The following is a 23,331-nucleotide window of genomic DNA, read 5'->3' on the forward strand; positions in this document are numbered from 1 at the left end:
GCAGTCAACGGGAAGGTGGCCCTGGAGGGGGGCTCGCCGGAAGGTCCGCTGACGCGTTGCATGGAAGGCTGGTTCCTCGCGCCACCGGGAGGCTCCCGGTAAAGTTTCGAATTCCTGTCCCACCTGGAGGATGCCGTGATGAGTCCCTTGGACACGCAGAACCCCTGGCGCCTCGCGGGCCTGTTGTGGCTGGTGGCCACGGTGGGGTGTCACCTGGAGGACCCGCTGCCCATCCACCTGGAGCCCTCCGCGTCGGCGCGAGTGATGGTGGTGCTGCCGCGCGCGCTTGCGTCCGGGTCCGTCACGGAGGTCCGCGCCACGCTCAAGCCCGTGGAGGGAGAAGAAGCGGGCGCGGTGCTCTCTCGTGGCGACGGCCTGTGGCAGGGGCTGGTGCGGCGGGTTGCCTCCGGACGGGAGGCGGAGGCCAGTGCCACCGTCCGAGGCGATGGCGGTGAGGTCCTGGCCCACATCGACGTTCCGAACGTGGTGATAGGCGCGCACCGGACGGCGCTGGTCGTCCTGGTCCCGCGAGCCACCGCTTCTGGCGCGCCCGGCGCGCCCTTCATCGGAGCGGTGCTGGGGTCGTTGGCGGAGGTCCGGCCCGAAGGGGAGGTGGCGCTGCGCGCGGTGGCGGAGGCCGCGTCCGGGGATGGGTCGCTCACGTATGCCTGGCGGGCGTCGGCTGGAAGCTTCAGTGACGCCAGCGCCCCGGCGCCGGTCTGGACGGCGCCGGAGGCGTCCGGCGTCGTCACGTTGACGCTCCAGGTGACGAACGCGGTGGGCCTGGGGGCCACGCTGGACTTCCCGGTGCGGGTGGCTCGGGACCATGGCTTCGGCGCGGACGGCGCGGCCGCTTTCAACCGCTGGCCGCTGCTGGTGGAGCTGGGCTCCCTCCCTTCCGGCGAGGTCCAGTACGGCGACTCCCTTCAGCTCCAGGCGGAGGGCCGGGACGAGGATGGAGATGCGCTGACCTACGCGTGGACGGCGAGCTGCGACGGCGCGTTCGACGACGCGAACGCGCGGTCGCCTCGCTTCACGCCGTCCACGCCGCCCTCCGGGGCCTGTGGCGCGTGCCAGTTCCACGTCACGATGCGGGATGACCGCGGCGGTGAGCACGTCGGCTCGGTGGACGTGTGTGTGGTGCAGCGGCTGCCGCCCATCATCGTCTCCACGGCCCAGTCGCGGACGCAGGCCCTGGGCGCGGAGCCCGTCCTGCTCCAGGCGGTGGCGGAGGACCCGCGTGGTGAGGCCCTCACCTTCCAGTGGTCCGCGAACACCGGCCTCCTGGAAACCGCCACCCAGGACGGGACGCGGGGCGAGGTGCGCTGGTCCGCGCTGTCCTGCATCCCGGCGGACGTGGAGCCTTCGGTGCGGCTCACCGTCACGAATGTGTCGGGGATGAGCGCGACGCACCTGTTCCAGATTCGCTGGGACGACCGGCGCTGTGGAGCGTTTCCTCCCTGCTCCGCCCGGTGGGAGGACGGCCGCGTGACGCTGACGGCGGACTGCACGACGGAGGGCACGCTGTACATCCCGGAGGGAGTCACCTTTGACGGCGCCGGACACGTGGTGACGGCGGTGGACCCCGCAGGAGGCCGCTTCCAGGGGGCGGTGCTCCGCAACCGGGGAGACACGGCCCACGTCCACGACGTGGCGGTGGAGTCGCGCGGCCTGTCGGAGCTGGCCTGTGACGCGGGTGAGGCCGGCTTGAGTGGCATCCGCTTCATCGGGGCGAGCGGCTCCATCACCGACAGCGAGGTGCGCGCGCTGCATCAGGATGAGGGACGGGGCGCCTGCCAGGAGGGCGTGGCCATCGAGGTGCGAAACGCCCAGGACGCCTCCCGGGTGGTCCAGGTGGACGTCATGCGCAACCACGTCGTGGGCTACCAGAAGGCGGGCGTCGTGGCCTCGGGCCGGGTGGACGTGGCCGTGGAGGACAACGTGGTGGAGGGCGGCGGTCCATCGGCGGTCATCGCCAGGAATGGCATCCAGCTGAGCTTCGGCGCCACGGGACAGGTGCTGGGCAACCGCGTCACCGGCAACGTCTATTCGGGGACCGGCTATGTGGCGGCCGGCATCCTCGTCGCGGGTGGGGCCTACTACGGCGGCCCGGTGTGCGAGGACGTCCTCATCCAGGGCAACACGCTGGAGGCGAACGACGTTGGCATCGACCTGTCGCAAGCGGAGGCGGACGGCGGGCCGCTGGCGCAATCCTCACGGCTGCTCGTGGTGGAGAACACGTTGAGCCATGACGTGGTTGCGAACGGCGTGCCGTACCAGGCGGGCATCTCGGACCTGGGCGGGGCCAACGTCATCAGCCGCAACCGCGTCAGTGGCGCGGGCTATGCCAGGGATACGCTGCCGGGTGTCACCTTCGATGTGGACGTGGTGGCGGACGCGGCGGCGCAGGTGGCCTTCCTCACACCCCCGCAAGACGTGGCGGCGGGCGCGTGCTCAGCGGCGCTGGTGGTGCAGAGCCAGGACGCCCTGGGCAATCTGTCCGCCCTGGCTACGTCCACGCTGCTGGTGGAGGCGCAGGGCGACGTCGGAGAAGTGACCTTCTTCCGGGACGCGGCGTGTACGCAGGCCCTGGTGCCTTTGAATGGCAGCGGCGCCATGTCTCTGGAGGGGCCGCAGCAGGAAGCGGTGTTCTATTTCCGCGCGGCGCAGGCAGGGGCGTTGGAGGTGCAGGTGCGAGGTGATGGGGTGAGCGCATCCCAGCGGCACATGGTGCGTTAGACGAAACGGGGGGCGCCGAGGCATTGAACAAGCCAAGGCCGTGGCCGTCGCGTTGCTCGTGGCCCCGGGCCTGTCTGGCTTCCGACTCTGTCGTAGACTCCGTGGGATGGAAGGGGCCAAGGTCCCTTCCACTTCCACTGGTTCGTCATGACTCCGACTCCCTCCGGGCCCGCGTACACCCTCCAGACCGCGCGAACCCTGCTCCGCTGCTGGTCACCCGCTGACGCCGCGCGTGCGCTCCGCGCCATTGACGCCAGCCTTGAACATCTGCGCCCCTGGCTGCCCTGGGCGGGCGACTACCCGATGAGCGTGACGCAGCAGGCCGCCGTCCTGCGGCGCTTTCGCGGGAGCTTCGACCTGGGACAAGACTTCACCTATGCCGTGTTCGACCGGAGTGGGACGGAGGTCCTGGGCGGCTGCGGGCTGCATCCCCGTGGGGGCGAGGGGACTCGGGAGATAGGGTATTGGATCGCGGCCCAGCACACGGGCCAGGGGCTGGCGACCGAAGTGGCGGCGGCGCTCACCCGTGTCGCGTTCGAGCTGGAGGGCCTGCGCCGGGTGGAGATTCACTGCGAACCGCTCAATGTCCCGAGCATCGCGGTGGCCCGCAAGCTGGGCTTCACCCACGAAGGCACCTTGCGGCAGCGCCTCCGGGCCGCTGACGGAACGTGGCGCGACCTCATGCTCTGGACCCTCCTGTCGGAGGACTACCGGGCCAGCCCCGCGGCCGCGAGCAACCTGGAGGCGTTCGACGTGCTGGGGCAGAAGCTGCTGTAGGCCTTTGGCTCAGGGCGCCGGGCCGGGGTGGTGACAGCGAACACCAGGCAGGTGCGCGAGTCACCAGGACGCCGCCCTTCAGGCGTGACGCCGTGCGGCCGTCGTCAGCGCCCTCCCTGAGCGATTTCAGGAGGTTGTGCGGAGGTCGGTGGGGAGGTGGGACATGGCACGTCCCCTGCTCTACGTGGCGGCATCCACCCCAAGCCGAGGACCCCTCGCCATGGCGCTCTCCCCCGTCTCCCGTTCGTGCGTCTCCAGCCCCACCCTCCAGCGCGCCTCCGGAATGGAGCGCCCCGCGGCGCCGCGGCAGTCCCTGACGGGGGCGGGGCAGATGGACCCGCTGCGGCAGCTGTTCCAGCGCGACGGCTTTGATGGGCCGGGGGGGGCGGCGAAGGGGCAGGGCGTGGAGGCGCTGACGCAGAACCTCTCCCGGCTGGCCCAGCTGCTGACGGAGGCCACCCGCGTGCTGGGCGGCGAGGGTGCCTCGCGTCCGCAGGGCGGCGCTCACCCGGTCTCCGAAGCGAAGGGCGCGGGCAGCGCGCCAGCCAACCGCGAGGTGGACCGCTTCGAACCGGCGCGGCCCGCTCCGGCTGCCCCCGCCGCTGCGGCCGGTTCGCAGGCGAAGGCCGTCGCGGGCCCCACGGGCGCGCCGGGTGTGTCGAAGGATGGCAACACCATCACCTTCACCAACGACGGCAACACGCCGATGACCATCAAGTTCACTCCCAACGCAGGGGAGAAGGAGCTGGACTCCGTCACCCTGGCGCCGGGCAAGACGCAGACGCTCCAGTTCCCGGAGAACTGGTCCGGCAACTTCCGGAGCACGTCCGGTGACGGCAGCGCGGCCACGCTGGGCGAGGTCAAGTTCGACGGGGGCTTCGGCAAGACGTACTACGACGTGAGCTACATCGAGGGCCACAACGCCTCGATGACGATGCAGCCGGAGGAGGGCGGCCGGGTGTCGGGCACGCATGACGACCTGCTGTCAGCCGCGCCGGATTCCATCAAGGCGCGCAACGCGGACGGCTCCGCGTACGGCATCAAGAAGAGCACCACGTCCAACGTCCAGGACGCTGGCGTCGTGGACTTCTACCGGAAGCACGTGGGCGCCGATGAGGGCTACGTCATCCCCACGGACGATGCGAGCACGCTGGGGAGCGGCGACACGAACCTGGTCGTCCGCATGAAGAACCTCGTCTGAGCCGCCCCTCGAGCGTGCTCGACGCGCGGCTCCGGGTGACGCTGGCGGGTTCGGGGTGCTATCCCCACGCCTTGCCCCGATGAGCACCGACGCCCCGACTGCCGCCGCGCCCCCTGACGTCTTTCAAAAGCGTCTCGATGGACTGCTCATCGTGGCGCTCGTCGTCTGGGGATTGGCCCAACTGGCGCCCCACCTGGCGCACCCGGCCATCTACATCTGGGACGAGGCGATGCATCAGGCCGCCGCGCGCGGCACGTACGACACCTTCTTCACGCCGCACATCTACAAGGACCCGATTTTTTCCGCGGACCCTCGCCACTGGTGGGCCGCGCACGTGTGGATGCACAAGCCCACGGGGCCCTTCTGGTTCGGCGCGCTGATGATGCACGTGGTGGGCGTGACGCCGCTGGCGCTGCGGCTGGCCTCGCTCCTGGGGCACCTGGCCGCGGCGGTGTCCATCTTCCTCATCGCGCGCGGGCCCGCCGGGCGCTTCTGGGCCGTGCTGGGCGCGGCGGGCTTCCTCTCCATGCCCTTTGGCTGGCAGCTCGTCCAGGGACGCATCTTCGGCGACGTGACGGATTGCACCCTGACGGGCTGCAACGCCGTCGCGGTGGCGCTCCTGTTCCATGCCACGCGTCAGGATTCGTGGCGCTGGGGCCTGGCGGCGGGTGCGGCCGTGGGGCTGGGCTTCCTCTGCAAGACGGGGCTCGCGTTGACGCCCCTGGGCATCGCGGCGACGCTGTGGGCGCTGGGACGGCTGCGCTTCTGCCCGGGGCCGAGGTTCAGCACGGTGGTGGCCATGGTGGGCGCGGCCGTGCTCCTGGCGGCGCCGTGGAGCGTCTACTCCGCATGGCGCTGGCCGGAGCTGCATGACCTGGAGGCGCGGGTGACGCGCGCCCACCTCTTCGCCGACCCGACGGTGGACGTGGGGCCCTGGCACCGGCCGGTGGATGCCCTCCTGAACGAGGTCAACACCCAGAGCCTTGCGCCGCTGCCCGCGGTGTTGCCGCTGCTCGCCTTCGTGTGGCTGCTGGTGCGCGGAGTGCGCCGGCGGGAGCTGGAGGTGGTGGGGCTCGCGCTGTGGGTGGGGGCCACCTGGCTCGTGTTGTCGCTGAGCGTGGTGAAGGTCCCCGCCATCGCCTGGGGCGCGGTGCCCGCCGTCCTGGCCGCGTTGGCCATCGCGGGCTCGGATGCCAGACGCCACCCCTCGCTCGCGGCGGCGCTCCTGGCCGCGGTCGCCACGCCGTGGCTCGTCAAGCACCTGCCCATGCTCGGTGGTGTCCGCGCCGTGCTCCCCGCGGTGCTGGCGCAGACGCGCGAGCGACCCGGGCTCGCAGAGGGACTGGTCGTGGCCTCCGCCGCGGCGCTGCTCGTCGCGCTCGTGTGCTGGCGCCTGCCGCGAAAGCTGTCCTGGGCGCCCCTGGGCTTGGGGCTCCTGGCCTCGGGCGTGCTCGCGTGGCTGCTGGCCGTCACCTTCCCGGTGGCGAAGGCGCGCTACCAGTCCGAGCACCTGGACGACTTGTATGTCACCTACTCCCGGGAGGTGGGGCGCGCGCTCGAACAGCAGACGCCGGCGCGCAGTGTCCTCTTCCTCGCGCAGGACTCGGACGTGCCCCACTCCATGGAGTACCTGAGCCTCATGTTCTGGAGCAATCGTATGACGTACCGGCGGCCGCCAGACATCGTGAGTGCCCGCAGGCGCGGCTATCACCCCTACCTCGTCTCGCCGCTCGCGGAGCGCTACGCCCCCGTCCCCGGTGTGCCGCCGGATGCCGCGCTGCGAGCCTACGACCTGGAGGCCCCCCGGTCCGAACCCGCGCCGCTGCCCGACGGGGTCATTCCGCTGGCCTTCCGTGAGAAGGACATGGAGGTGCTGGGCGTCGCGGCGGGCCACGCAGGTGGAGGCCGTGACCGGTATGCCTTCTACGTCCGCGCCCGGGGGGCTCCGCGCGCGCTGCGCGTCGTCTTCCACGGACCCGGCGGAAGCGTGGAGCGCATGCTGGAGCCTGGCGCCGCGCTGCGAAGGGACGCCGCGCTGCGACGCGCCAGCTGGTTCATCGTGCCCGTGCTGGGGCCTCCTCGCGCGGACGTGACGCAGCTGGAGCTGGGCGCAAACGGCCAGCGGGTGACGTTCTCCCGCCCGGGCGCCTGAGGAAAAAGCGGCGCAACGCCCCGTGGGGCCAAGGCCTGTCGGGTGCAGGGAACTTCACTGCCGAGGCATCTCGCGGGACAGGGGAAGCGTTTGCCCAGGTCGGCAGGGCGTGCGGCCGGTCGCGGGTGGGGCAATTACCCTCCTCGACGCGACCTGATGTTGCTTCATGTCCACCGATGCGGTCCCCACTGTGGGAGGTGCTTTTCCATCATGCGAGAGGAAGGGCGTAACACCTACCTCCCATGGGGAATCCTTGTGTCAGGGGCTTGTCGCCCCGCGTCTTCCCAGACATGGCACAAACGGTGAAATCCGCCACGTCCGAGCCTGGTGCTCATGAACGAGGTCGGAACCATGCGGATGAAGCTGAAGCAGCAGTGGGTTGCCGCGGCATGTGCGGCGGTGGTGGGTGGGAGCGGAGTCGCGAATGCCCATGACCTGATTTGCAAGAAGAAGGTCAATGGCGCGTCGGTGGTGGTGGCGGACGAATACCCCTACACCGCGAACTACAGCTTCAAGGTCATCAACGTCCATCCGACGTTGCCGTCCGTGTTGCTGACGGCGACCGATGATGTGCTGTCGAGCGAGGGCTTCACGTTCTCCCCGCCGCCGCCGGTGAGCATTCCCGTCAACGGCTCGCTGACGTCGGAATTCGCGCTGCAAATCGGCAGCTACGAAGAGTGTGTGGCCATCGCCGCGGAGGACGGCCTCGCGGACAACCACATCGACAACACGTTCCGGGTGACGTTCGACCTGGGCTCGGCCATGTGTTCGGCGCGCCTGACGTGCGAGCGGGAAGAGCCGCCTCCGGTGGAGTGCACCAGCGCCACCCGGACGCTGGGCTTCTTCAGCACCCGCATCCTGTCGCTCACGCAGTGCCTCGCGCTGGGCCCCATCGACCTGGGCCCCATCGGCACCATCGTCACGCTGCCCGCCGCGGAGGGCATCCTGTGGGGCAGCCCGGCCATGTACCCGGCGGGAGGGGTGCGCAGCCAGCTGGACCGGCTCCGCTTCCTGCTCGCTCGCCAGACGCTGGTGGGCGTCTGCAATCAGCGCCTGTTCGGCTCCACGCCCACGCCGCCGTCGCTGCTCACGGACGCGGTCGCCGCGCTGAACACCACCGACTGCGGCCTCATCTCGTCGCTGATTGACCCCGTGGATAACTTCAACAATCAGTGCGACTCGTATCCGCTGCCCGGGAACTTCATCCCCGGCCCCGCCACGCCCCAGGCCGCGCAGGCGATCGCCGTCGACCCGACCTCCAACTCCGGCCAGAGCTGCTCGCCCTGAGCCGTCCCCACTTCATTTCCAGACACCTTTCAAAGCTCAAGGAAAGACACGCCATGAAGAAAATCATGTTGTCGACGTGCGTTTGCGCGGCCCTCGCCCTCACGGCCTGCGGTGGGGGCACTGAGCGGCTCGACTCCGTCCAGGACGAGCCACCCGCGCCCTCCGGTCCGGTCCAGACGGAGGACGGGCAGCGCTTCGAGCTGCGGCTCCGCGGCTCCGCGGCGGAAGGCTACGACAAGCTGGAGCTCCCCATCGGTGCCGTCCGCGTCACCGCGAATGGGGCTCCGCTCAAGGTGGAGCTGGCGAAAGACCGCGTGGATGTGGCCCAGGCCGACCACGCGCACCTGGTGGCCTACTTCTACGTGCCGGAAGGCGTGGAGCGCGTCCGCGTGACGTTCCAACTGGAAGGGCTGGGCGGCTATGCCCGGGCGGAGGGCTCTGGCTTCGTCGACGCCAGCGTCGCTCCGGTCACCTTCGAGGCGCCCGTGCACGAGCTGGCGCTGCGTGGCCGCGCGGTGGTGCAGCTCGACGTAGCGCGCTCCCTCGTGGACCTGGGGAGCCACCGCCTGCTGCTCCCCAACGGTGTGGTCAACTACTGAGCCCCGACACCCCACTCAGACACCCCACCTGCCGAACCGCTTGACTGGCCGCGTCTCATGCCACATATGAAGTGGCATGAGACGCGACAGTCGGCTCTCCGTCGCCTTGCATGTCCTCCTCCACATGGAGGGCATGGGCCCCGTGGTGACGTCAGAGGCGATGGGGCGGCTGCTGAAGGCCAATCCCGTGGTGGTCCGGCGGACCATGGCCGGACTTCGGGACGCAGGACTCCTCACCTCGGTGAAGGGGCACGGTGGAGGGTGGTCGCTGGCGCGCACGCTCGACACCGTGACGTTGGAGGACGTGTACGAAGCGCTCGGAGCGCCGACGCTCTTCAGTATCGGCCCCCATGATGAAAGTCCGGGCTGTCTCGTGGAGCAGGCCGTCAATGATGCGCTGGGAAAGGCGCTGGACCAGGCCGCGGCGCTGCTCATGCAACACCTCCGAAGCACGTCCGTGGCGGACCTGGGTCGCGGCGTTCGCCGCCGTCACGCTCGCGCCGCGAAGGAGCGCGTCAAGCCTCGTGTCTGACGCGCCTGATGCGATTGCTCACCCCCACCGTACCGTCACCTCCGGAGCGCCCTCATGGCCGACATCACGCATCGAACCGTCAAGACGAATGGCATCAACCTGCACGTCGCGGAGGCGGGTTCGGGGTCGCTCGTGTTGCTCCTGCATGGCTGGCCGGAGTCCTGGTACTCGTGGCGCCATCAGCTTCCGGCGCTGGCGGCGGCGGGGTACCACGTGGTGGCTCCGGACGTCCGCGGCTACGGCCAGAGCGACAAGCCGGAGGCCATCGAGGCGTACAGCATGAAGCAGCTGGTGGGGGACGCGGTCGGCCTGCTGGACGCGCTGGGGGAGAAGACGGCCATCGTCATCGGCCACGACTGGGGCTCGGCGCTCGCCTGGAGCTGCGCCGCCCTGCATCCCGACCGCTTCCGCGCGGTGGTGGGAATGAGCGTTCCCCATCTGGGGCGCGCGCCCATGCCGCCGATGCAGCTCTTCCGGCACATGTTCGGTGAGAAGTGGTTCTACATCCTCTACTTCCAGGAGCCCGGCGTGGCCGAGGCCGAGTTCGAGGCGGACGTCCCGAGGACGGTTCGGACGATTCTCACCGGCACCCCCGGCTTCGATGTGACGAATCCCGCCGTGCTGGCGAAGCAGAAGGGGGAGGGCTTCCTCGCGGGGCTCGACGTGCCGGAGACGTTGCCTGACTGGCTCACCGAGGCGGACGTCGCGTACTTCGCGAAGGAGCTCTCCGGCAGTGGATTCCGGGGCGGGCTCAACCGCTACCGCAACATGGACCGGGACTGGCACGAGCTGCCTGAGCTGGCGACGGCGGTCCTCCCGCAGCCGGCGCTCTACCTGGTTGGAGAGAAGGACCCGGTGCGTGCCTTCTCACCCATCGACGCCATGAAGGCCCTGGTGCCGAACCTGGCCGACATCCACGTCGTCCCTGGCGCGGGGCATTGGGTGCAGCAGGAGCGCGCCGCCGAGGTGAACGCCGCGCTGCTGGCCTTCCTGAAGGCGCTGCCGGCCTGAGCCGCGCGCCCTCCGGAGGTGTGCTGCCCGGAGGGCGGCGCGACTGTGCTGCAATCCCTTTCACTCCGTGGCGGCGTGAGCGGGATGAAGTATAGGTGAGCGTCGATGCAACGGAGGTCGCGCTCATGGTGATTCCAGGGAAGTGCCACTGCGGGAATCTGTCCTTCACGCTCGTCTGGGAGCCGAGCCCGGACGAGATTCCCGCACGGGCCTGTGGTTGTTCGTTCTGCGCCAGGCACGTGGGGGTCTGGACGTCTCATCCTGGGGGGACGCTCAAGGTCTTGGTCCAGGAGCCGTCACGGGTCTCCCGATATGTCTTCGGCACGCGGACCGCGGAGTTCCACACTTGTTGCCGGTGCGGCGTCGTCCCCGTGGTGACCAGCCTCATCGACGGCCAGCTCTACGCGGTCGTCAACGTCAACGCGTTCGAGGGCATCGACCCGGCGCGGATTCGCCGCGGCTCGGGCAGCTTCGACGACGAGGATGCCGCGACGCGGCTCGCGCGCCGGAAGCGCAACTGGATTTCCAACGTGGAGATTCTGGAGTCGCCGCGTCCCCCCTGAAGCGCGGGCGGCCCGCTACGGCTTCTGGGTGTCCACGACCTCGACGTTGCGGAAGTCCTCGCAGGGTTGCTTGAGGCCCAGCACGTACTTCATCGAGCTCAGCTCCAGCTTCAGCTTGGCCCAGAGCCTGCGCGGCAGGCTCGGGCGCACGGGCTCGGGCGGCGCGAGGACGAACGCGTTCAGGTCCAGGTAGTGCGTCGCCGTGCGCCCCATGCCCTCGAAGTCGTGCTCCAGCCCCTGGGTGAGCTGGCGGAGCTCCGGCGTGAGCCCCTGGTGCACGGCGTCGGTCATCAGGACGTACTCCGTGACGGGGACGTCGTTCTTCAGCATCCGGTGCACCAGGATGACGTCCACGCCCGCCAGCTCGGTGAGGTGCTTCACGCGCTGGAAGGCGACCTCACCGGCGTGGGCCACGAACTTGAGCGTCAGGGCGCCCACCTGCATGCAGCCGTCGCACCTGCACATGCGGTCAACGATGAACTGCTCTCGCCGTGAGACGAAGGCGCGGCGGATGTTCGCGACCTGCCGGTCGACGGCGGGAAAGTCGTCGCCCACGGCATAGAAGAACGCCGCGTCTCCTTCGAGCTTGGCGAGCTTGAGCGGCCCCGAGGCATCAATGACGGCCTCGAGCAGCTGCGCCACCGTCTCCTGCGCGTGCGCGAGGCTGAAGCGGTGGTGACTCATGAAGCGGGTGTACCCGCCGATATCCGCGATGAGCAGGAGCGCCTTGTCTATCGCCATGCGGCGGCCACCCTATCACGGCACCTGGAGGCTGGCGCGAACAAGGCCGGAACGTTCGCCGGCGGGACCGGGCCAGACCCCGACCGACTCCGGGACGGGGCGGGTGTCGTGTTCCCGTCTATCGCTTTCATGAACGCGGGTTTCTGGCGGGAGGGTGTTGCCAGGAGTTGCCGCTCAATTCAGTTTCGCGCCCCTCATCTGGGTGGATTGGTGCACGAGGTTTTTTTCGCACGGACAGTCTCACAACCTGAAGGGAGCCGGTCGATGAACGTCATCAAGACGCCTGAGGTACTCACGAAGGAAGGCAAGGTGCAGGGCCTGGTCGAAGGGAAGATTTCTGTCTTCAAGGGCATCCCCTACGCGAAGCCTCCCACGGGAGCGCTGCGCTGGAAGGCGCCCGAGCGCGCCAATCCGTGGCCCGGTGTCCACGAGGCCTTCGACTTCGGCGCCTCCGCGCACCAGTCCCGTCAGGCCTGCATCGAGGCCGGCGGCGGCGACCCCGGTGAGATGCACGAGGATTGTCTCTTCCTCAATGTGTGGACGCCCAAGCTGGATGCGGGCGCGAAGCTGCCGGTGGTGTTCTGGATTCACGGCGGCGCCTTCGTCATCGGCTCGGGCCGCGTGCCGCCCTATGAAGGGATTCATCTGGCGTCGCGCGACGTGGTGCTGGTGACCTTCAACTACCGCTTGGGGCACCTGGGCTTCTTCATGCATCCGGCGCTGGAGAAGGAGAACCCGGGTGGGCCGGCGAACTTCGGCCTGCTGGACCAGATGCTGGCGCTGGAGTGGGTGCGCGACAACATCGCGCGGTTCGGCGGCGACCCCGGCAACGTCACGGTGATGGGACAGTCAGCGGGTGCCAAGAGCGTCCTGTCGCTCTTCACGTCGCCGCAGGTCAAGGAGAAGAACCTCTTCCGCCGGGGCGTGGCCATGAGCGCGTACGTGCTCCAGGAGAAGCCCCTGGCGGACGCGCGGCTGGCCGGCATGGCCTTCGCGTGGAGGAACGGGCTGGACCGGCTGCTGGCCACCATGAAGGACCTGCGCGAGCTGAGCCCGGAGAAGTTCTGGATGCTCCCCGCGGACACCGCGAACGCGCCCAGTCCCATCTACGGAGACTCTGTCCTTCCCGAGCCCATTCGCGAAACCTTCGCGCGTGGAGAGCAGCTCTCCCTGCCGCTCATCATCGGCAGCACGAGTGACGACTCCAGCGTGGTGTCCTCGTTCGGAATCGACCCCGGCACCATCCTCGAACGCCTGGGCGCCTTCGCCGAGTCCATCCGCCAGCTCTACCCCGACGTGGACGATGACCGGGAGATTGGCCGGCGGATGTGCCGCGACTTCGTCTTCACGGTCATGCCGCGCTTGCTGGCCACCCGCCACGCGGAGCGAGGCGCCGCCGTGTGGCGCTACTACTTCGAATACCGCGCCAAGCTGCTCGCACCCCGGCAGCGGCTGGGCGTGCCTCATGGGGGCGAGGTGCCCTACTTCCTGGAGACGGCCGCGGACGTGCCGCCCGCCGGCGAGCTGTTCACGGAGGAGGACCGGACGTTCATGCGCCAACTGGTGGAGTCCCTGGTCCAGTTCGTGCGCACGGGCACGCCCGGGCCCGTGGCCCAGGTGACCTGGGAGGGGCACACGGAGACGCAAGACACGCTGCTGCGACTGGATGTTTCATCGCGGATGGTGACGGACTTCGAGCGCGACATCCTGCAAGCCGCCGAAAACCTCATGCCCTTCCTGGACAGCCTCGCCAAGCCGCCCCCGCCGAAGCTGCCGCGCTCCGCGACGTCGTCCAACCTCAGCGGCACCGCGCGGCCGGGAAATCGCCCAGAGTCAGGGGTATGACAGACCCGGTGGTGTGTCGGATTACACCACCGGGCTGCTTCATGGCGCCGTCGTCACCTCGACACGCGCCTCCAATGACATGTCAGTGACGCTTCGTTCCATGCCAAAGTATGGCAGGAATGTAATGAAACAGGCATGTCGCAAGGAGCGGCCGCCGCCGGGCGCGGTGGCGGTTCATCCGGCATGGGACTGGTAGATGGGGAAGATCGTGTGTTACGGTTTTTAAGTCGTGAAGCGGTTATTCGACTTTAGCCGTTTCACGTCTTCCCCAGATACCCGAGGTCTCCATGATGTCAGTGAAGGTCATGCGGCGGTGGTCGACGGTTGGCGCGATGTCGTTGCTGGTCGGTTGCGGTCCGGAGATGATCGAGGAGCAGGCGGAGTCGGTGACGCCGGCGACCATCGAGCAGGACATCGTCGGTGGCGTGGAAACGACCATTGGCGCGAATCCGTGGCAGGTGTCCCTGCAGAACGGCACCAGCCACTTCTGCGGTGGCTCCATCCTCAACGAGAGCTGGATTCTGACCGCGGCGCACTGCGTGTCGAGCAGCTCTCGCCCCTCCATCCTGGCGGGCTCCACCTCGCGCACCGGCACGGGTCAGCGGCGCGCCACGGCGGAGGTCATCCGGTATACCGGCTACGTCACGGCGACCCAGGGCAAGGACATTGCCCTGATTCGCCTGTCCACGCCGCTGGACCTCAATGGCACCACCGTCAAGGCCATTCCCCTCGTTTCGGCGGCGGATGCGTCGAACGGCGCCACCAACGCGGGCGTGGTCGCGACCGTGACGGGGTGGGGCTCGACCTCCTCCGGCTCCTCGTCGTTGCCGGTCAACCTGCGCACCGTGAATGTCAACCTGATTACCAACGCGCAGGCGCAGAGCCAGTACCCGAGCTATACCATTGGCGCGGACCAGCTTGGCGCCTCCGCGTCGGGCAAGGACTCGTGCCAGGGTGACAGTGGGGGGCCGCTCACCGTCAACCACAACGGCACTCGCAAGCTCGCGGGCGTCGTGAGCTGGGGCATCGGCTGCGCCGACTCGCGCTACCCGGGCATGTACGCGCGCGTGTCGCACTTCGAGAGCTGGATTGACTCCAAGATCAATGGGACGAACCCCCCGCCGACCGGCACCACGGTGCTCTCCCAGACGAACCTGTCGGGCTCCTCCAGCACCTGGAAGCACTACTCCATCAACGTCCCCAGCGGCACCACGTCGCTCACGGTGACGCAGGCGGGTGGCTCGGGTGACGCGGACCTCTATGTGCGCCGCGGCTCGCAGCCCACCACCAGCGCCTACGACTGCCGGCCCTACGCGTCCGGCAACGAAGAGACCTGCACCTTCTCCAGCCCCCAGTCGGGGACCTGGTACGTGTCCGTGCGCGGCTACTCGTCCTACTCGGGCGTGTCCGTGACGGCCACGGTGGTGCCGTAGTCACGCGCCAGCTCGCCGTTTGAAAAGCCCCCTGTCACCCGTGGGTGACAGGGGGCTTCGCGCGTCCAGGGGCTACTCCACCCAGTGCTGCTCCGTCAGCACGCGGTAGCCCGTCACCGTGTCGATGAAGAAGCTGACGGCGATGCCGGCCCAGGGGCCCTTGCCGTAGCTGATGTAGCAGCCCTTGAACGTGCCACCGGCGGTGCGCGCCTGGAGCTCCGCCAGGCCGTCGGTGATGAGCGCCTCCGGCAGCGGCTCGTTGCGGTCGGCGTAGTCGACCGTGCTGGCGACCTGGTTGACGACCTCGGCGCCCGTGGCCAGCTGCGGACGGACCTGCCAGCGCGCGTCAGGGAAGAGGCTGGGGTCGATGCCGAAGCACTGCGCGCTCTTGAGCTGGTCGTTGCCGTGGGCGCCGGCAATCACGTCCTCCACCTGGAAGCCCTGGCTCAGCCGGGAGGTCCACAGGCTCTCCTCCTGGGCGTTCACCGCGGCGATGAGCGCCGTCAGCGCGTAGCCCTGCGTGGCCGCGTTGCGGAGGTTGCGCAGGCTGACCGCGCCGATGCCAGTCACCTCGGAGATGGCCTGCGCGGACGTGAAGGGCCGCAGGTTGAGGAGGTTCGTCGCGCCGTTCCACGCGTACGGCAGGACGGCGTACAGCGCGTCGCTGTTGATGGTGTTGACCAGGGTGACCACCGCCGCGGCGTCATCGGCGGAGAGCGCGAGCTCGTCCAGGATGCCGGCGCAGGTGCTGGTGAGGTAGCCCAGCGCGCGGGCGCCACCCTCGATTTGCGCCAGCCGCACCGGGCCGACACCCTGGACCCCGGACACCTGCGCCAGCGTGGAGAAGGGCGCCGTCGCGCGGTAGCCGACGAGGTTCTGGGCGACGTCACTGGGAAGGTAGGCGTCCAGCGTGGACAGCGACGCCGTGTTGACGAAGGTGAGCACGCCCTGACACTCCGGGGCCACGTCCACGTCCGTGGTGGTGAGCGGCGCGTCCTGGTGCTCCGTGGACGGCGCAGACGGCGCGGAGTCTGCGCCGGTGGGACCACATCCGACCATCAGGCTCGCGGAGAGAAGGGCTGGAACGAGACGACGCATCGAAGATTCCTCCTTGGGGGGTACGGCGGGGGAGGAGGTTCCATACACCAGAGCCCTGACTCGCAGAGCATCCTTGAAATCGCGAGAACATCGTGTTCACAAGAAAGTCATGCTGGTGCTGGAGAGAGGTGACGCGCGTGTCGAACCGGTCCGAAGAAGTCGAGCGATTCATGCGGGGACTCGAACACGCGCGGAAGGACGAAGTCGAAAGCCTGCGCACCGCCATCCTGGCCGCCCATCCGGGCATCGTGGAGCGCATCAAGTGGAACGCGCCAAGCTTCTGCTTCAAGGGCGATGACCGGGTGACGTTCAAGCTGAAGCCCAAGGACTGTGTTCAGCTCATCTTCCACCGGGGCGCGAAGGTGAAGGCGACGCAGGGCTTCTCCTTCGAGGACGCCAGCGGCCTGCTGCAGTGGGCCGCCGCGGACCGCGCCGTCGTCACGCTCCGCGACCAGGCGGAGGTGAAGGCGAAGAAGAAGGCGCTGTGCCAGGTCGTGGTCCAGTGGATGGAAGCGACCTCGCGGTGAGCCCCCCGGTGTGAAGGGCCACCTGACGCGGGTGGCGTCCAGGCGGCGCCCGGACGCCCCGCCACGTTCCTCGGTTCAGTCCGCCGTACGGACATCGCGCACGAGCCCCAGCCGGCGAAGCCCCCTGATGACCCACCACCCCAGGTCCAGCTCGTGCGCCTCCTGGCCCATGCGCGCGGAGCCTGGGAAGGCGTGGTGGTTGTTGTGGAAGCCCTCGCCGAAAGACAGCACGCCGAGCACCCAGATGTTCGTCCCGCTCTCCGCCGTGCCCGGCAGGGCATGGCGCCGCTCTCCCCAGACATGGGCCGCGTAGCCCACGGCCCAGTGTCCGAGGATGCTGGTGGCCGTGCGGGCGCAGACGCAGAGGGCCACGGCCTGGGGGCCCAGCACCACGAGCACCATCCCCGCCAGCCCGAGCACGTGGAGCGGCCAGGTGCGCTCCAGGAAGCACAACCACGGGTCCGTCAGTACATCTCGCGGAAGCCGCGCCAGGGCCCGGTCATCCGCGGGCTCGAAGCGCAGGTGCAGGTTCCAGCCGAAGTCGCGGGCCATGGAATGCCCATAGGCGAAGTAGGGCGGGCAATCGGGGCGGTTCTGCCAGTAATCGCGCACCGCGTGCAGGCGTGCCCACGACAGGGGGCCGCCAAGCCCGCTCAGCACGAACAGGTACGCGAGCACGCCGCGTGTGAGCGGGCCCGCCTCGTAGGTGCGGTGGATGACGCCGCGATGCAAGCCCACTGAGTGCCCCAGGCAGAGCGTCACGAAGGTGAGCAGGAGCGACACCGCCACCGTGGTGGGCGTCGCCGCCGCGAGCCCCACGGTGACGCCGGGGATGAGCATGCCCCAGAGCCACAGGGCCCGCGCCGGGTCGAAGCGCAAGCGGCCCACGTCGGGAGGCACCGGGGCGGCGGTGTTCGCGAGCGGCTCGCCTGTGCTTCCCCCGTTCAGGGTGACCTCTGGATGACCCCGCGTCGCGGTATTCATCGCGTCACCTCTTCCGCCCGTGCACGCGCTGGCTCTCCAAAGAGCGCCTGCCGGCAGAGGGCATCCGCGCCCAGGACCCCGCTCCCGGCGCCGGGCAGCCGCAGCGCGAGCGACGCAGGGGGCAGCAGGCGCGCCAGCATCGACACCAGGCCCTGGGTGGCGCGCTGACGTGGGCTCTTGTCGAGCAGCCACCACAACACCACGGCCAGGTGCGCGACGTAGAGCAGCCTGCCCAGCGCCTGGCCCACCGTGGCGCTGCCCGGGGCGTCCGTGGCGCCCGCCACGGCGTCTCCAAAAACGGCCTGGACCCGCTGCCGGGAGAACGCCGTCTGCGGCGCGAACAGGCCGTCCTCCTCGCCGCCCACGAGCACGGGAATCAGCGCCTTGAGCACCTCGTGGTGCGGCCCGAGCACGCCAAGGCTTGCCCGGAGCGCGAACAGGAAGCGCTCCCGCCAGGGGCCCGCGGGCAACGCGGCGGCGCGCGCCGCATAGGCCGATGACAGCTCGTCGTACAGCGCCAGGACGATGGCGCGCTTGCTGGGAAAGTACCGGTACAGCAGCCCGACGCTCACCCCCGCCTTCTTGGCGATGTCCCGCAGATGGGTGGCGTCGTAGCCCCGCGCGGAGATGAACCCTAGCGCGGTCGTGTACAGCCGCTCGCGTGTCTCATGGCCCTGCTCCGTCCGGCCTCGCGGGCGTCCTCGCTTGGGTCCTTCCGTTGCTCCGGCCTTGCTCCGCGTCGCCATGGCCTCCCCCGTTGTTTTGATGAACCTGTTCATCGAAATGATGCCCGGGGCCTGGGACGGGTGCAAGTGAGGCGCGTCAGGTCCCGCGAAACGTCCCGGAAATCCATTCGTTGTGGAGACGTCCACCCAGGTGTCCGGTGGTTTCTGACGGAGGAGGCCTTGGAGGCCGCCTCCACGGTCGCTATGAAGGTGGCCAGACCGTCAGGAGCGCGGCGGGCACAGGAGACGTCGAGGCAATGCCCCCCGAGCAAATCAACCGCGGTGACGTGTTCTGGGTGGAGCCCGACGACTCACGAGGTCCGGTCCCCAGCTATTCGCACCCCCACGTGGTGGTCCAGGACGACGTCTTCAATCACTCACGAATCACGACGGTGGTCGTGTGTGCGCTGACGTCAAACCTGCACCGGGCCAGCGAGCCGGGGAACGTGCTGCTCGAAGTGGGAGAGGGGAGCCTTCCCAAGCAGAGCGTCGTCGTCGTGTCGCAGGTGTCCTCGGTCGACAAGGCGCGTCTGGGAGCGCGCATCGGGGCGCTGTCGGACGCGCGCGTGGAGCAGATTCTCGCCGGCCTGCGCTTCCTGCAGGTGTCGTTCTTCAGGAGGTCGTGAGGCGAGGGGCGGTCGCTGGCGCTGCCGGACTGGTGCGCCTTTGGTGCCGCGGCATATGCTGTCTTGATGAAAATGAGCTCCCGAGGATTCCTGGCGTCGCTCGCTGTCATGTCCTTGAGCAGCCTGGGATGTGGTGACTTCAATCCCGAAGAGGCCGTGACGATATCGCAAGGGGTCTTTGGGATGACCACCTATGTGGATGATGTATGTTCTTCCGGTTGTGAGCGCGAGCCGCGGTCAATGACGTTGCTGATAAAATCCCTACCCCAGGACACGGACGTGGCGTCCGTGACGTCGAACGAGGACGGCTTCTTTGAAGCCGAGCTGGCACTGGGGGACTATCGAATCTGCACGACGTTCGAGCGTTGCACGGACTTCTCGGTCGGCAGCAATGAAGTGGTACGCCTCGACTATGAGATGTCGTTGGGGCCGGGGTGGTCCAGGTAGCAGGTTGAACAGCGCGCAGCCGAGGGCGGGCGGCCCTCATGCACCAGGGGCCACCAGTCCCGTGAGGTCGCGCGTGATTCGCCCGTCCAGGATGGGCACGCAGTCGCTCGGGCACTCCGTCGTGAAGCGCAGGCCCTGGCCCTTCGCCCGGCGGATGAAGCCGTCGAGCGCCTCGAGCGAGGCGTTGGGGATGTCATGCAGGACCATCAGCGTGTGGGGCCGCGCCGCGCAGTCCGCCAGCGCCTTCTCCGGCCAGCCCGTGGGGTCGAGCCAGTCGCCGGGGACGCTGTTCCAGAGGACGCACGAGTAGCGGTGGCGGACCAGGTGGTCGACGGCGCGCTGGCTCAGGAGGTGCGGGCCCAGCTTGCCGCCACCCCCGAAAGGCCGGAACCACTTGGGGGCGGGGACGAGCGGCGCGAGCAGCGCGTCGGTGGCCGCGATCTCCACCTCCACCGCGTCCGGGCGCGGGTCCTCTCCCAGCGGGATGGCGTGGGTGAACGAGTGATTGCCAATGAGGTGCCCCGCGTCCCGAGCACGCGTGACAAGGCGCCGCCCTTCCTCCGTGACGAGGTGCTTTCCCAGCACGAAGAACCGCGCGGTGATGTCGTGCGACGCCAGGACGTCGAGCACCCGAGGCGTCACCTCGGGGTCGGGCCCGTTGTCGAACGAGAGCGTGAGGAGGTTCACCGGAACACGTTGTTGGAGGTGCGGTCCCCGGCGAGCCAACGCGCCAGCTCCTGGTGGGCCCTGGCGCGGCGGGCCTGTACGAGCTCGGGCTTCACGGCGTCCGGGCTGTCGTAGGTGAACTCGACAATCATCCCGTTGGGGTCCTTCACGTAGAGCGAGCGGCAGTAGCCGTGCTCGAGCACGTACATGGCAGGCTCCGTGTAGCCCGCGGCCCGCAGCCGCTCCTCGATGCCTCGCTGGGCTTCGAGCGTGACGTCCAGCGCGATGTGGTGGAAGGGCGAGTCCGGCATCTTCGGCCCGAACAGCTCCTGGTCCTCCTGCTTCTCGAACTGGAAGAACGCGAGCGCGCTGCCATCGGCGAGCTCGAAGAAGGTGTGACAGTAGGTGCGGACGGCGCCGAACAGCTCGTCCGACTCGCACCAGGTCGCGACGAGGGGCAGGCCAATCAGCTCCTCGTAGAACTTCCGCGTCGCCTCCAAGTCCCGAGTCACATACGCCGTGTGGTGAAGCCGGCCGGGCAGTTTCGCTTGCGTGGACATTCGTCCTCCCTGGGGGTGTGCTCAACGACGAGGGCTTACTTCGCCGCCTGTGCGGGCGGCGTACCCGCATGGACGGGGGCTGCGTCGGCGATGGGGTTGCGCAGGACGCCAATCCGCTCGACGGAGACCTCGCACACCTCACCGGCGCGGAGGAACCGCGGTGGCTTGCGGGCGGCGCCCACGCCGCTGGGCGTGCCCATGGCGATGACGTCTCCTGGCTGGAGCGTCATGGCCTCGGAGAGGTCCGCGATGACGGTGGCGACGTCGAAAATCATGTCCGACGTGGTCGCGTCCTGGAGGACCTCTCCGCCCACGCGCATCTGGATGCGGAGGCCGCGGGCGCCCTCGGGTAGCTCATCGGGCGTGACGAGCTCCGGGCCCAGCGGGCCCGTCCCATCGAAGTTCTTCCCGACGGTCCACTGGTGGGTGCGCTTCTGGTAGTCGCGAATCGAGCCGTCGTTGAAGAGCGTGTAGCCCGCCACCCACTCCAGCGCGCGCTCGCGAGGGATGTTGCGCCCCGGGCGTCCCACCACCACCGCCAGCTCTGCCTCGTAGTCGAGCTGGTTCGAGCAGGTAGGCACCACCATGGGCTCCTCATGGGCCAGGAGGCTCGACGGGAGGCGCGTGAAGACCACCGGGTGCCGAGGCGTCTCGTAGGTGGCCTCCGCCGCATGCGCGACGTAATTCAGCCCAAGGCAGAGGAACTTGCTCGGCTCCGGAACGAGCGGCCGGTAGCGGAACTCCGAATCGGACAGCGCCTGGAGGTCCGTCGCCTCCGACACGCGCTTCGCCAGGGCCGCGAGCACGTCCGGGCCTCGCTCCAGCAGCGCGCGCAGTGAAGTCCCGACGGAGGAGTCGAGCGCCGTCACGTTCACCATCCCCTTGGCCGCGCGCACGCCCAGCGCAGGCTCATCCCTCACCAGAATCGAAGCAATCCGCATGGTGGCTCATCTCCCTCGGCTACGCATCGCAGGCTAGCGGGGGCGGTGCTCGACCTCAATGAAATGTCGACAAAATGCAATTTGCATCCAGCGCGACGCCTTGTGTCAATTCCGTGCGGTGTCGTATAGGTGCGTGTTTGTGAGGAGAACCATGGCTGCTCCATCCCGCCTTCGCGGTCCGGTGTCCGAACCCACGCTCGCCTCGGCGGTCGTGGACCGGCTGCGGGGTGACATCCTCGATGGCGTGTTGCCACCGGGGGAGAAGCTGCGGCTCGAGCACCTGGCGCCGCGCTACGGCGTCGGGCGGACGCCGCTTCGCGAGGCGTGCTGTCGTCTGGCGTCCGAGGGGCTCGTCACCATCGTGGACCAGCGCGGCTTCCGGGTGGCGCCCATCTCCCGGGCTGACTTGCTGGACCTGACGCGGACGCGGCAGCAAATCGAGCCGCTCGCGCTTCGCGCCGCCATCACTCTCGGCGACATCGCCTGGGAGGGCGAGGTGACCGCGGCCCTCCATCGTCTCCAGCGGCGGGCCCCGGCCTCCGGGAGCGGGACGCTCGACGACACCTGGGAGCTGGAGCATGCGCGCTTCCACGCGACCTTGCTCAGTGCGTGTGGGTCGCCCTGGCTTCTCAAGTTCCATGCGACCTTGTTCGACCAGACGGAGCGCTACCGTCGGCTCGCGCAGGCGCACGGCAAGGCGCGGCGGAGCGTGGAGGATGAGCACGCCGCCCTGGTGAAGGCCACGTTGGCGCGGAACGCGGAGCGGGCCTGTGCGCTGCTGACGGAGCACATCGCGCGGACGACCGAGCTTGTCCTCGCGGGCCATCCGGGATTGCGCGCGGCGGGGGCCGCGCCTGCGCTTGCTTTGCCGACAAAAGGCCGGAGCCTTCGCGCGAAGGATTGACGCTCCGTCCGTGGGCGCGTACTGGCTTGGGCACCATGGTGCGCACTGGCTTCGTCGAGGGTTCTGGGGGCGTTCGGCTCGCGATGAGTGAGGCGGGCCCGTCGTCTGGTGCTCCGGCCGTGCTCTTTCTGCATGGCATTGCGCAGAGCCGCCAGAGCTGGCGCGGGGTGCTCGAAGGGCGGTTGGCGCAAGACCACCGTCTGGTCGCGCTCGACCTTCGAGGGCACGGTGATTCGGACAAGCCAGAGGGCGACGCTCCATACGTGGATGGCGCTCACTTCGCCGGAGACCTCTCGGCGGTCATCGGGCAGCTCGGCCTGCGGAAGCCCGTGGTGGTGGCCTGGTCGTATGGCGGCGTCGTTGCCGGCGACTATCTCCGGCACCGAGGCGACCGCGAGCTGGGTGGCCTCTTCTTCGTGGCCGCGGCGCTCAAGACGGGGAAGCCCGCGCGGGCCTTGTTCGGGCCGGGGATGATGTCCAACGCGCGCGGGCTCCTCTCGGAGGACCCGGCAGCCTATGACGCCACGGCGCGGGCGTTCATCGGGGCGTGCTCGGCGCAGCGACTCGACGCGTCTGTGGCCGAGGCGGCCCTTCACGCGATGCTCCGCGTCCCGCCGAATGTCCGTCGTGCGCTCCTCTCACGGGCGGAGGACTACTCGGTGGAGCTGGGGCGATGCCGTCGTCCGGTGGCGACGCTCCATGGCGAACTCGACCAGGTGGTCCTTCCGTCCATGAGCTCGGAGGTGGTGCTCGCGTGCGCACGTGAGGGCCGGGGCACGTGGCTGCCTGGCGCGGGGCACCTGCCGTTCCTGGAGGCGACGGCGGAGTTCGAGGCCGCGCTCGCGGCGTTCGTGAAGGCGGCGCGTGATTGAGGCGGCGCATCCCTGGTGACCCGAGACACCAGGTGGTGCGCGCTGTCATCCGTGCGCGTGGCCTCATGCGTATTTCAAGTGTCTGATTTTCTTGAGGCCGA

23 protein-coding genes are annotated in these 23,331 nt (G+C 69.1%); 16 read left to right on the forward strand and 7 right to left on the reverse strand.

The features are described 5' to 3' along the window. The first annotated feature begins 138 nt into the window (after positions 1–138). The 9 genes from HV826_RS07250 to HV826_RS07290 all read left to right on the forward strand — a co-directional run bounded on the left by HV826_RS07250 (position 139) and on the right by HV826_RS07290 (position 10,861). Positions 139–2,739 (forward strand): right-handed parallel beta-helix repeat-containing protein, encoded by a 2,601-nt coding sequence (locus tag HV826_RS07250; protein WP_255217078.1) that lies wholly within the window; start codon positions 139–141, stop codon positions 2,737–2,739. Positions 2,740–2,886: 147 nt separating this feature from the next. Further along, a complete protein-coding gene (locus HV826_RS07255; protein WP_176416274.1) occupies positions 2,887–3,516 on the forward strand; it encodes a GNAT family N-acetyltransferase in 630 nt (209 codons plus the stop codon). Between the two features lie 220 nt (positions 3,517–3,736). Then, positions 3,737–4,717: a hypothetical protein gene (locus HV826_RS07260; protein ID WP_176416275.1), complete on the forward strand. Its 981-nt coding sequence runs from the start codon at positions 3,737–3,739 to the stop codon at positions 4,715–4,717. Positions 4,718–4,868: 151 nt separating this feature from the next. Next, the gene (locus HV826_RS07265) at positions 4,869–6,869 is read left to right on the forward strand and encodes an ArnT family glycosyltransferase (protein ID WP_368670857.1); all 2,001 of its coding nucleotides are present in this window, start codon (positions 4,869–4,871) and stop codon (positions 6,867–6,869) included. A gap of 333 nt (positions 6,870–7,202) precedes the next feature. After that, on the forward strand, positions 7,203–8,156 hold the full coding sequence (locus tag HV826_RS07270) for a hypothetical protein (RefSeq protein ID WP_255207679.1): 954 nt from the start codon (positions 7,203–7,205) through the stop codon (positions 8,154–8,156). 53 nt (positions 8,157–8,209) lie between these two features. Next, positions 8,210–8,755: a hypothetical protein gene (locus tag HV826_RS07275; protein WP_176416277.1), complete on the forward strand. Its 546-nt coding sequence runs from the start codon at positions 8,210–8,212 to the stop codon at positions 8,753–8,755. 76 nt (positions 8,756–8,831) lie between these two features. Then, positions 8,832–9,287 (forward strand): Rrf2 family transcriptional regulator, encoded by a 456-nt coding sequence (locus HV826_RS07280; RefSeq protein ID WP_176416278.1) that lies wholly within the window; start codon positions 8,832–8,834, stop codon positions 9,285–9,287. 54 nt (positions 9,288–9,341) lie between these two features. Then, entirely contained in the window at positions 9,342–10,298 is a 957-nt protein-coding gene (locus HV826_RS07285) for an alpha/beta fold hydrolase (RefSeq protein WP_176416279.1), read from the forward strand. Positions 10,299–10,393: 95 nt separating this feature from the next. Next, complete coding sequence (locus HV826_RS07290; protein ID WP_368670859.1) at positions 10,394–10,861, forward strand: GFA family protein; 468 nt, start codon at positions 10,394–10,396, stop codon at positions 10,859–10,861. 15 nt (positions 10,862–10,876) lie between these two features. On the opposite strand, the gene HV826_RS07295 is transcribed toward HV826_RS07290, so the two are convergent. After that, a complete protein-coding gene (locus HV826_RS07295) occupies positions 10,877–11,602 on the reverse strand; it encodes a DUF2652 domain-containing protein (RefSeq protein WP_176416280.1) in 726 nt (241 codons plus the stop codon). Between the two features lie 264 nt (positions 11,603–11,866). On the opposite strand from HV826_RS07295, the gene HV826_RS07300 reads away from it, so the two are divergent. After that, complete coding sequence (locus HV826_RS07300; protein ID WP_176416281.1) at positions 11,867–13,447, forward strand: carboxylesterase/lipase family protein; 1,581 nt, start codon at positions 11,867–11,869, stop codon at positions 13,445–13,447. Positions 13,448–13,734: 287 nt separating this feature from the next. After that, positions 13,735–14,880: a trypsin-like serine protease gene (locus tag HV826_RS07305; protein WP_176416282.1), complete on the forward strand. Its 1,146-nt coding sequence runs from the start codon at positions 13,735–13,737 to the stop codon at positions 14,878–14,880. 72 nt (positions 14,881–14,952) lie between these two features. On the opposite strand, the gene HV826_RS07310 is transcribed toward HV826_RS07305, so the two are convergent. Then, positions 14,953–15,978 carry a hypothetical protein gene (locus HV826_RS07310; protein WP_255217079.1) on the reverse strand — a complete coding sequence of 342 codons (1,026 nt, stop codon included), beginning with the start codon at positions 15,976–15,978 and terminating at the stop codon, positions 14,953–14,955. A gap of 137 nt (positions 15,979–16,115) precedes the next feature. Here HV826_RS07310 and HV826_RS07315 point away from each other — a divergent pair, with 137 nt between their 5' ends. Next, the gene (locus HV826_RS07315; RefSeq protein WP_176416283.1) at positions 16,116–16,505 is read left to right on the forward strand and encodes a DUF1801 domain-containing protein; all 390 of its coding nucleotides are present in this window, start codon (positions 16,116–16,118) and stop codon (positions 16,503–16,505) included. Between the two features lie 75 nt (positions 16,506–16,580). Here HV826_RS07315 and HV826_RS07320 read toward each other — a convergent pair whose 3' ends face one another. Then, the gene (locus HV826_RS07320) at positions 16,581–17,489 is read right to left on the reverse strand and encodes an acyl-CoA desaturase (protein ID WP_176416284.1); all 909 of its coding nucleotides are present in this window, start codon (positions 17,487–17,489) and stop codon (positions 16,581–16,583) included. Continuing rightward, entirely contained in the window at positions 17,486–18,235 is a 750-nt protein-coding gene (locus HV826_RS07325; RefSeq protein ID WP_176416285.1) for a TetR/AcrR family transcriptional regulator, read from the reverse strand. Before HV826_RS07325 ends, HV826_RS07320 begins: the two co-directional genes overlap by 4 nt. Before the next feature lie 236 nt (positions 18,236–18,471). Between HV826_RS07325 and HV826_RS07330 the strand changes: the two genes are divergently transcribed. Continuing rightward, a complete protein-coding gene (locus tag HV826_RS07330) occupies positions 18,472–18,840 on the forward strand; it encodes a type II toxin-antitoxin system PemK/MazF family toxin (protein WP_176416286.1) in 369 nt (122 codons plus the stop codon). A 240-nt stretch (positions 18,841–19,080) separates the two neighbouring features. Continuing rightward, positions 19,081–19,287 (forward strand): carboxypeptidase regulatory-like domain-containing protein, encoded by a 207-nt coding sequence (locus HV826_RS37020; RefSeq protein WP_255207681.1) that lies wholly within the window; start codon positions 19,081–19,083, stop codon positions 19,285–19,287. Between the two features lie 36 nt (positions 19,288–19,323). On the opposite strand, the gene HV826_RS07340 is transcribed toward HV826_RS37020, so the two are convergent. Genes HV826_RS07340 through HV826_RS07350 form a run of 3 tightly spaced genes read right to left on the reverse strand, consistent with a single transcriptional unit; the run spans position 19,324 to position 21,454 of the window. Then, entirely contained in the window at positions 19,324–19,974 is a 651-nt protein-coding gene (locus HV826_RS07340) for a polysaccharide deacetylase family protein (protein WP_176416288.1), read from the reverse strand. Beyond that, a complete protein-coding gene (locus tag HV826_RS07345) occupies positions 19,971–20,513 on the reverse strand; it encodes a VOC family protein (RefSeq protein WP_176416289.1) in 543 nt (180 codons plus the stop codon). The genes HV826_RS07340 and HV826_RS07345 overlap by 4 nt, the downstream gene beginning before the upstream one ends. Positions 20,514–20,548: 35 nt before the next feature. Further along, positions 20,549–21,454, reverse strand: coding sequence for a fumarylacetoacetate hydrolase family protein (locus HV826_RS07350; protein WP_176416290.1), 906 nt, complete (start codon positions 21,452–21,454; stop codon positions 20,549–20,551). Between the two features lie 151 nt (positions 21,455–21,605). Here HV826_RS07350 and HV826_RS07355 point away from each other — a divergent pair, with 151 nt between their 5' ends. Next, on the forward strand, positions 21,606–22,358 hold the full coding sequence (locus HV826_RS07355) for a GntR family transcriptional regulator (RefSeq protein ID WP_176416291.1): 753 nt from the start codon (positions 21,606–21,608) through the stop codon (positions 22,356–22,358). A 119-nt stretch (positions 22,359–22,477) separates the two neighbouring features. Then, positions 22,478–23,230 carry an alpha/beta fold hydrolase gene (locus HV826_RS07360; protein ID WP_368670860.1) on the forward strand — a complete coding sequence of 251 codons (753 nt, stop codon included), beginning with the start codon at positions 22,478–22,480 and terminating at the stop codon, positions 23,228–23,230. Positions 23,231–23,331: the final 101 nt, after the last annotated feature.

The sequence above is a fragment of the Myxococcus sp. AM010 genome, assembly GCF_013372585.1.
GTDB classification, from domain to species: domain Bacteria; phylum Myxococcota; class Myxococcia; order Myxococcales; family Myxococcaceae; genus Myxococcus; species Myxococcus vastator.

Bases quoted from the DNA above. Each gene is read 5' to 3' on its own strand.
- HV826_RS07250 (WP_255217078.1), top strand. From the start codon at position 139: ATGAGTCCCTTGGACACGCAGAACCCCTGGCGCCTCGCGGGCCTGTTG.
- HV826_RS07255 (WP_176416274.1), top strand. From the start codon at position 2,887: ATGACTCCGACTCCCTCCGGGCCCGCGTACACCCTCCAGACCGCGCGA.
- HV826_RS07260 (WP_176416275.1), top strand. From the start codon at position 3,737: ATGGCGCTCTCCCCCGTCTCCCGTTCGTGCGTCTCCAGCCCCACCCTC.
- HV826_RS07270 (WP_255207679.1), top strand. From the start codon at position 7,203: ATGAACGAGGTCGGAACCATGCGGATGAAGCTGAAGCAGCAGTGGGTT.
- HV826_RS07275 (WP_176416277.1), top strand. From the start codon at position 8,210: ATGAAGAAAATCATGTTGTCGACGTGCGTTTGCGCGGCCCTCGCCCTC.
- HV826_RS07280 (WP_176416278.1), top strand. From the start codon at position 8,832: ATGAGACGCGACAGTCGGCTCTCCGTCGCCTTGCATGTCCTCCTCCAC.
- HV826_RS07285 (WP_176416279.1), top strand. From the start codon at position 9,342: ATGGCCGACATCACGCATCGAACCGTCAAGACGAATGGCATCAACCTG.
- HV826_RS07295 (WP_176416280.1), bottom strand. From the start codon at position 11,602: ATGGCGATAGACAAGGCGCTCCTGCTCATCGCGGATATCGGCGGGTAC.
- HV826_RS07300 (WP_176416281.1), top strand. From the start codon at position 11,867: ATGAACGTCATCAAGACGCCTGAGGTACTCACGAAGGAAGGCAAGGTG.
- HV826_RS07305 (WP_176416282.1), top strand. From the start codon at position 13,735: ATGATGTCAGTGAAGGTCATGCGGCGGTGGTCGACGGTTGGCGCGATG.
- HV826_RS07310 (WP_255217079.1), bottom strand. From the start codon at position 15,978: ATGCGTCGTCTCGTTCCAGCCCTTCTCTCCGCGAGCCTGATGGTCGGA.
- HV826_RS07320 (WP_176416284.1), bottom strand. From the start codon at position 17,489: ATGAATACCGCGACGCGGGGTCATCCAGAGGTCACCCTGAACGGGGGA.
- HV826_RS07325 (WP_176416285.1), bottom strand. From the start codon at position 18,235: ATGGCGACGCGGAGCAAGGCCGGAGCAACGGAAGGACCCAAGCGAGGA.
- HV826_RS07330 (WP_176416286.1), top strand. From the start codon at position 18,472: ATGCCCCCCGAGCAAATCAACCGCGGTGACGTGTTCTGGGTGGAGCCC.
- HV826_RS37020 (WP_255207681.1), top strand. From the start codon at position 19,081: ATGACGTTGCTGATAAAATCCCTACCCCAGGACACGGACGTGGCGTCC.
- HV826_RS07345 (WP_176416289.1), bottom strand. From the start codon at position 20,513: ATGTCCACGCAAGCGAAACTGCCCGGCCGGCTTCACCACACGGCGTAT.
- HV826_RS07350 (WP_176416290.1), bottom strand. From the start codon at position 21,454: ATGCGGATTGCTTCGATTCTGGTGAGGGATGAGCCTGCGCTGGGCGTG.
- HV826_RS07355 (WP_176416291.1), top strand. From the start codon at position 21,606: ATGGCTGCTCCATCCCGCCTTCGCGGTCCGGTGTCCGAACCCACGCTC.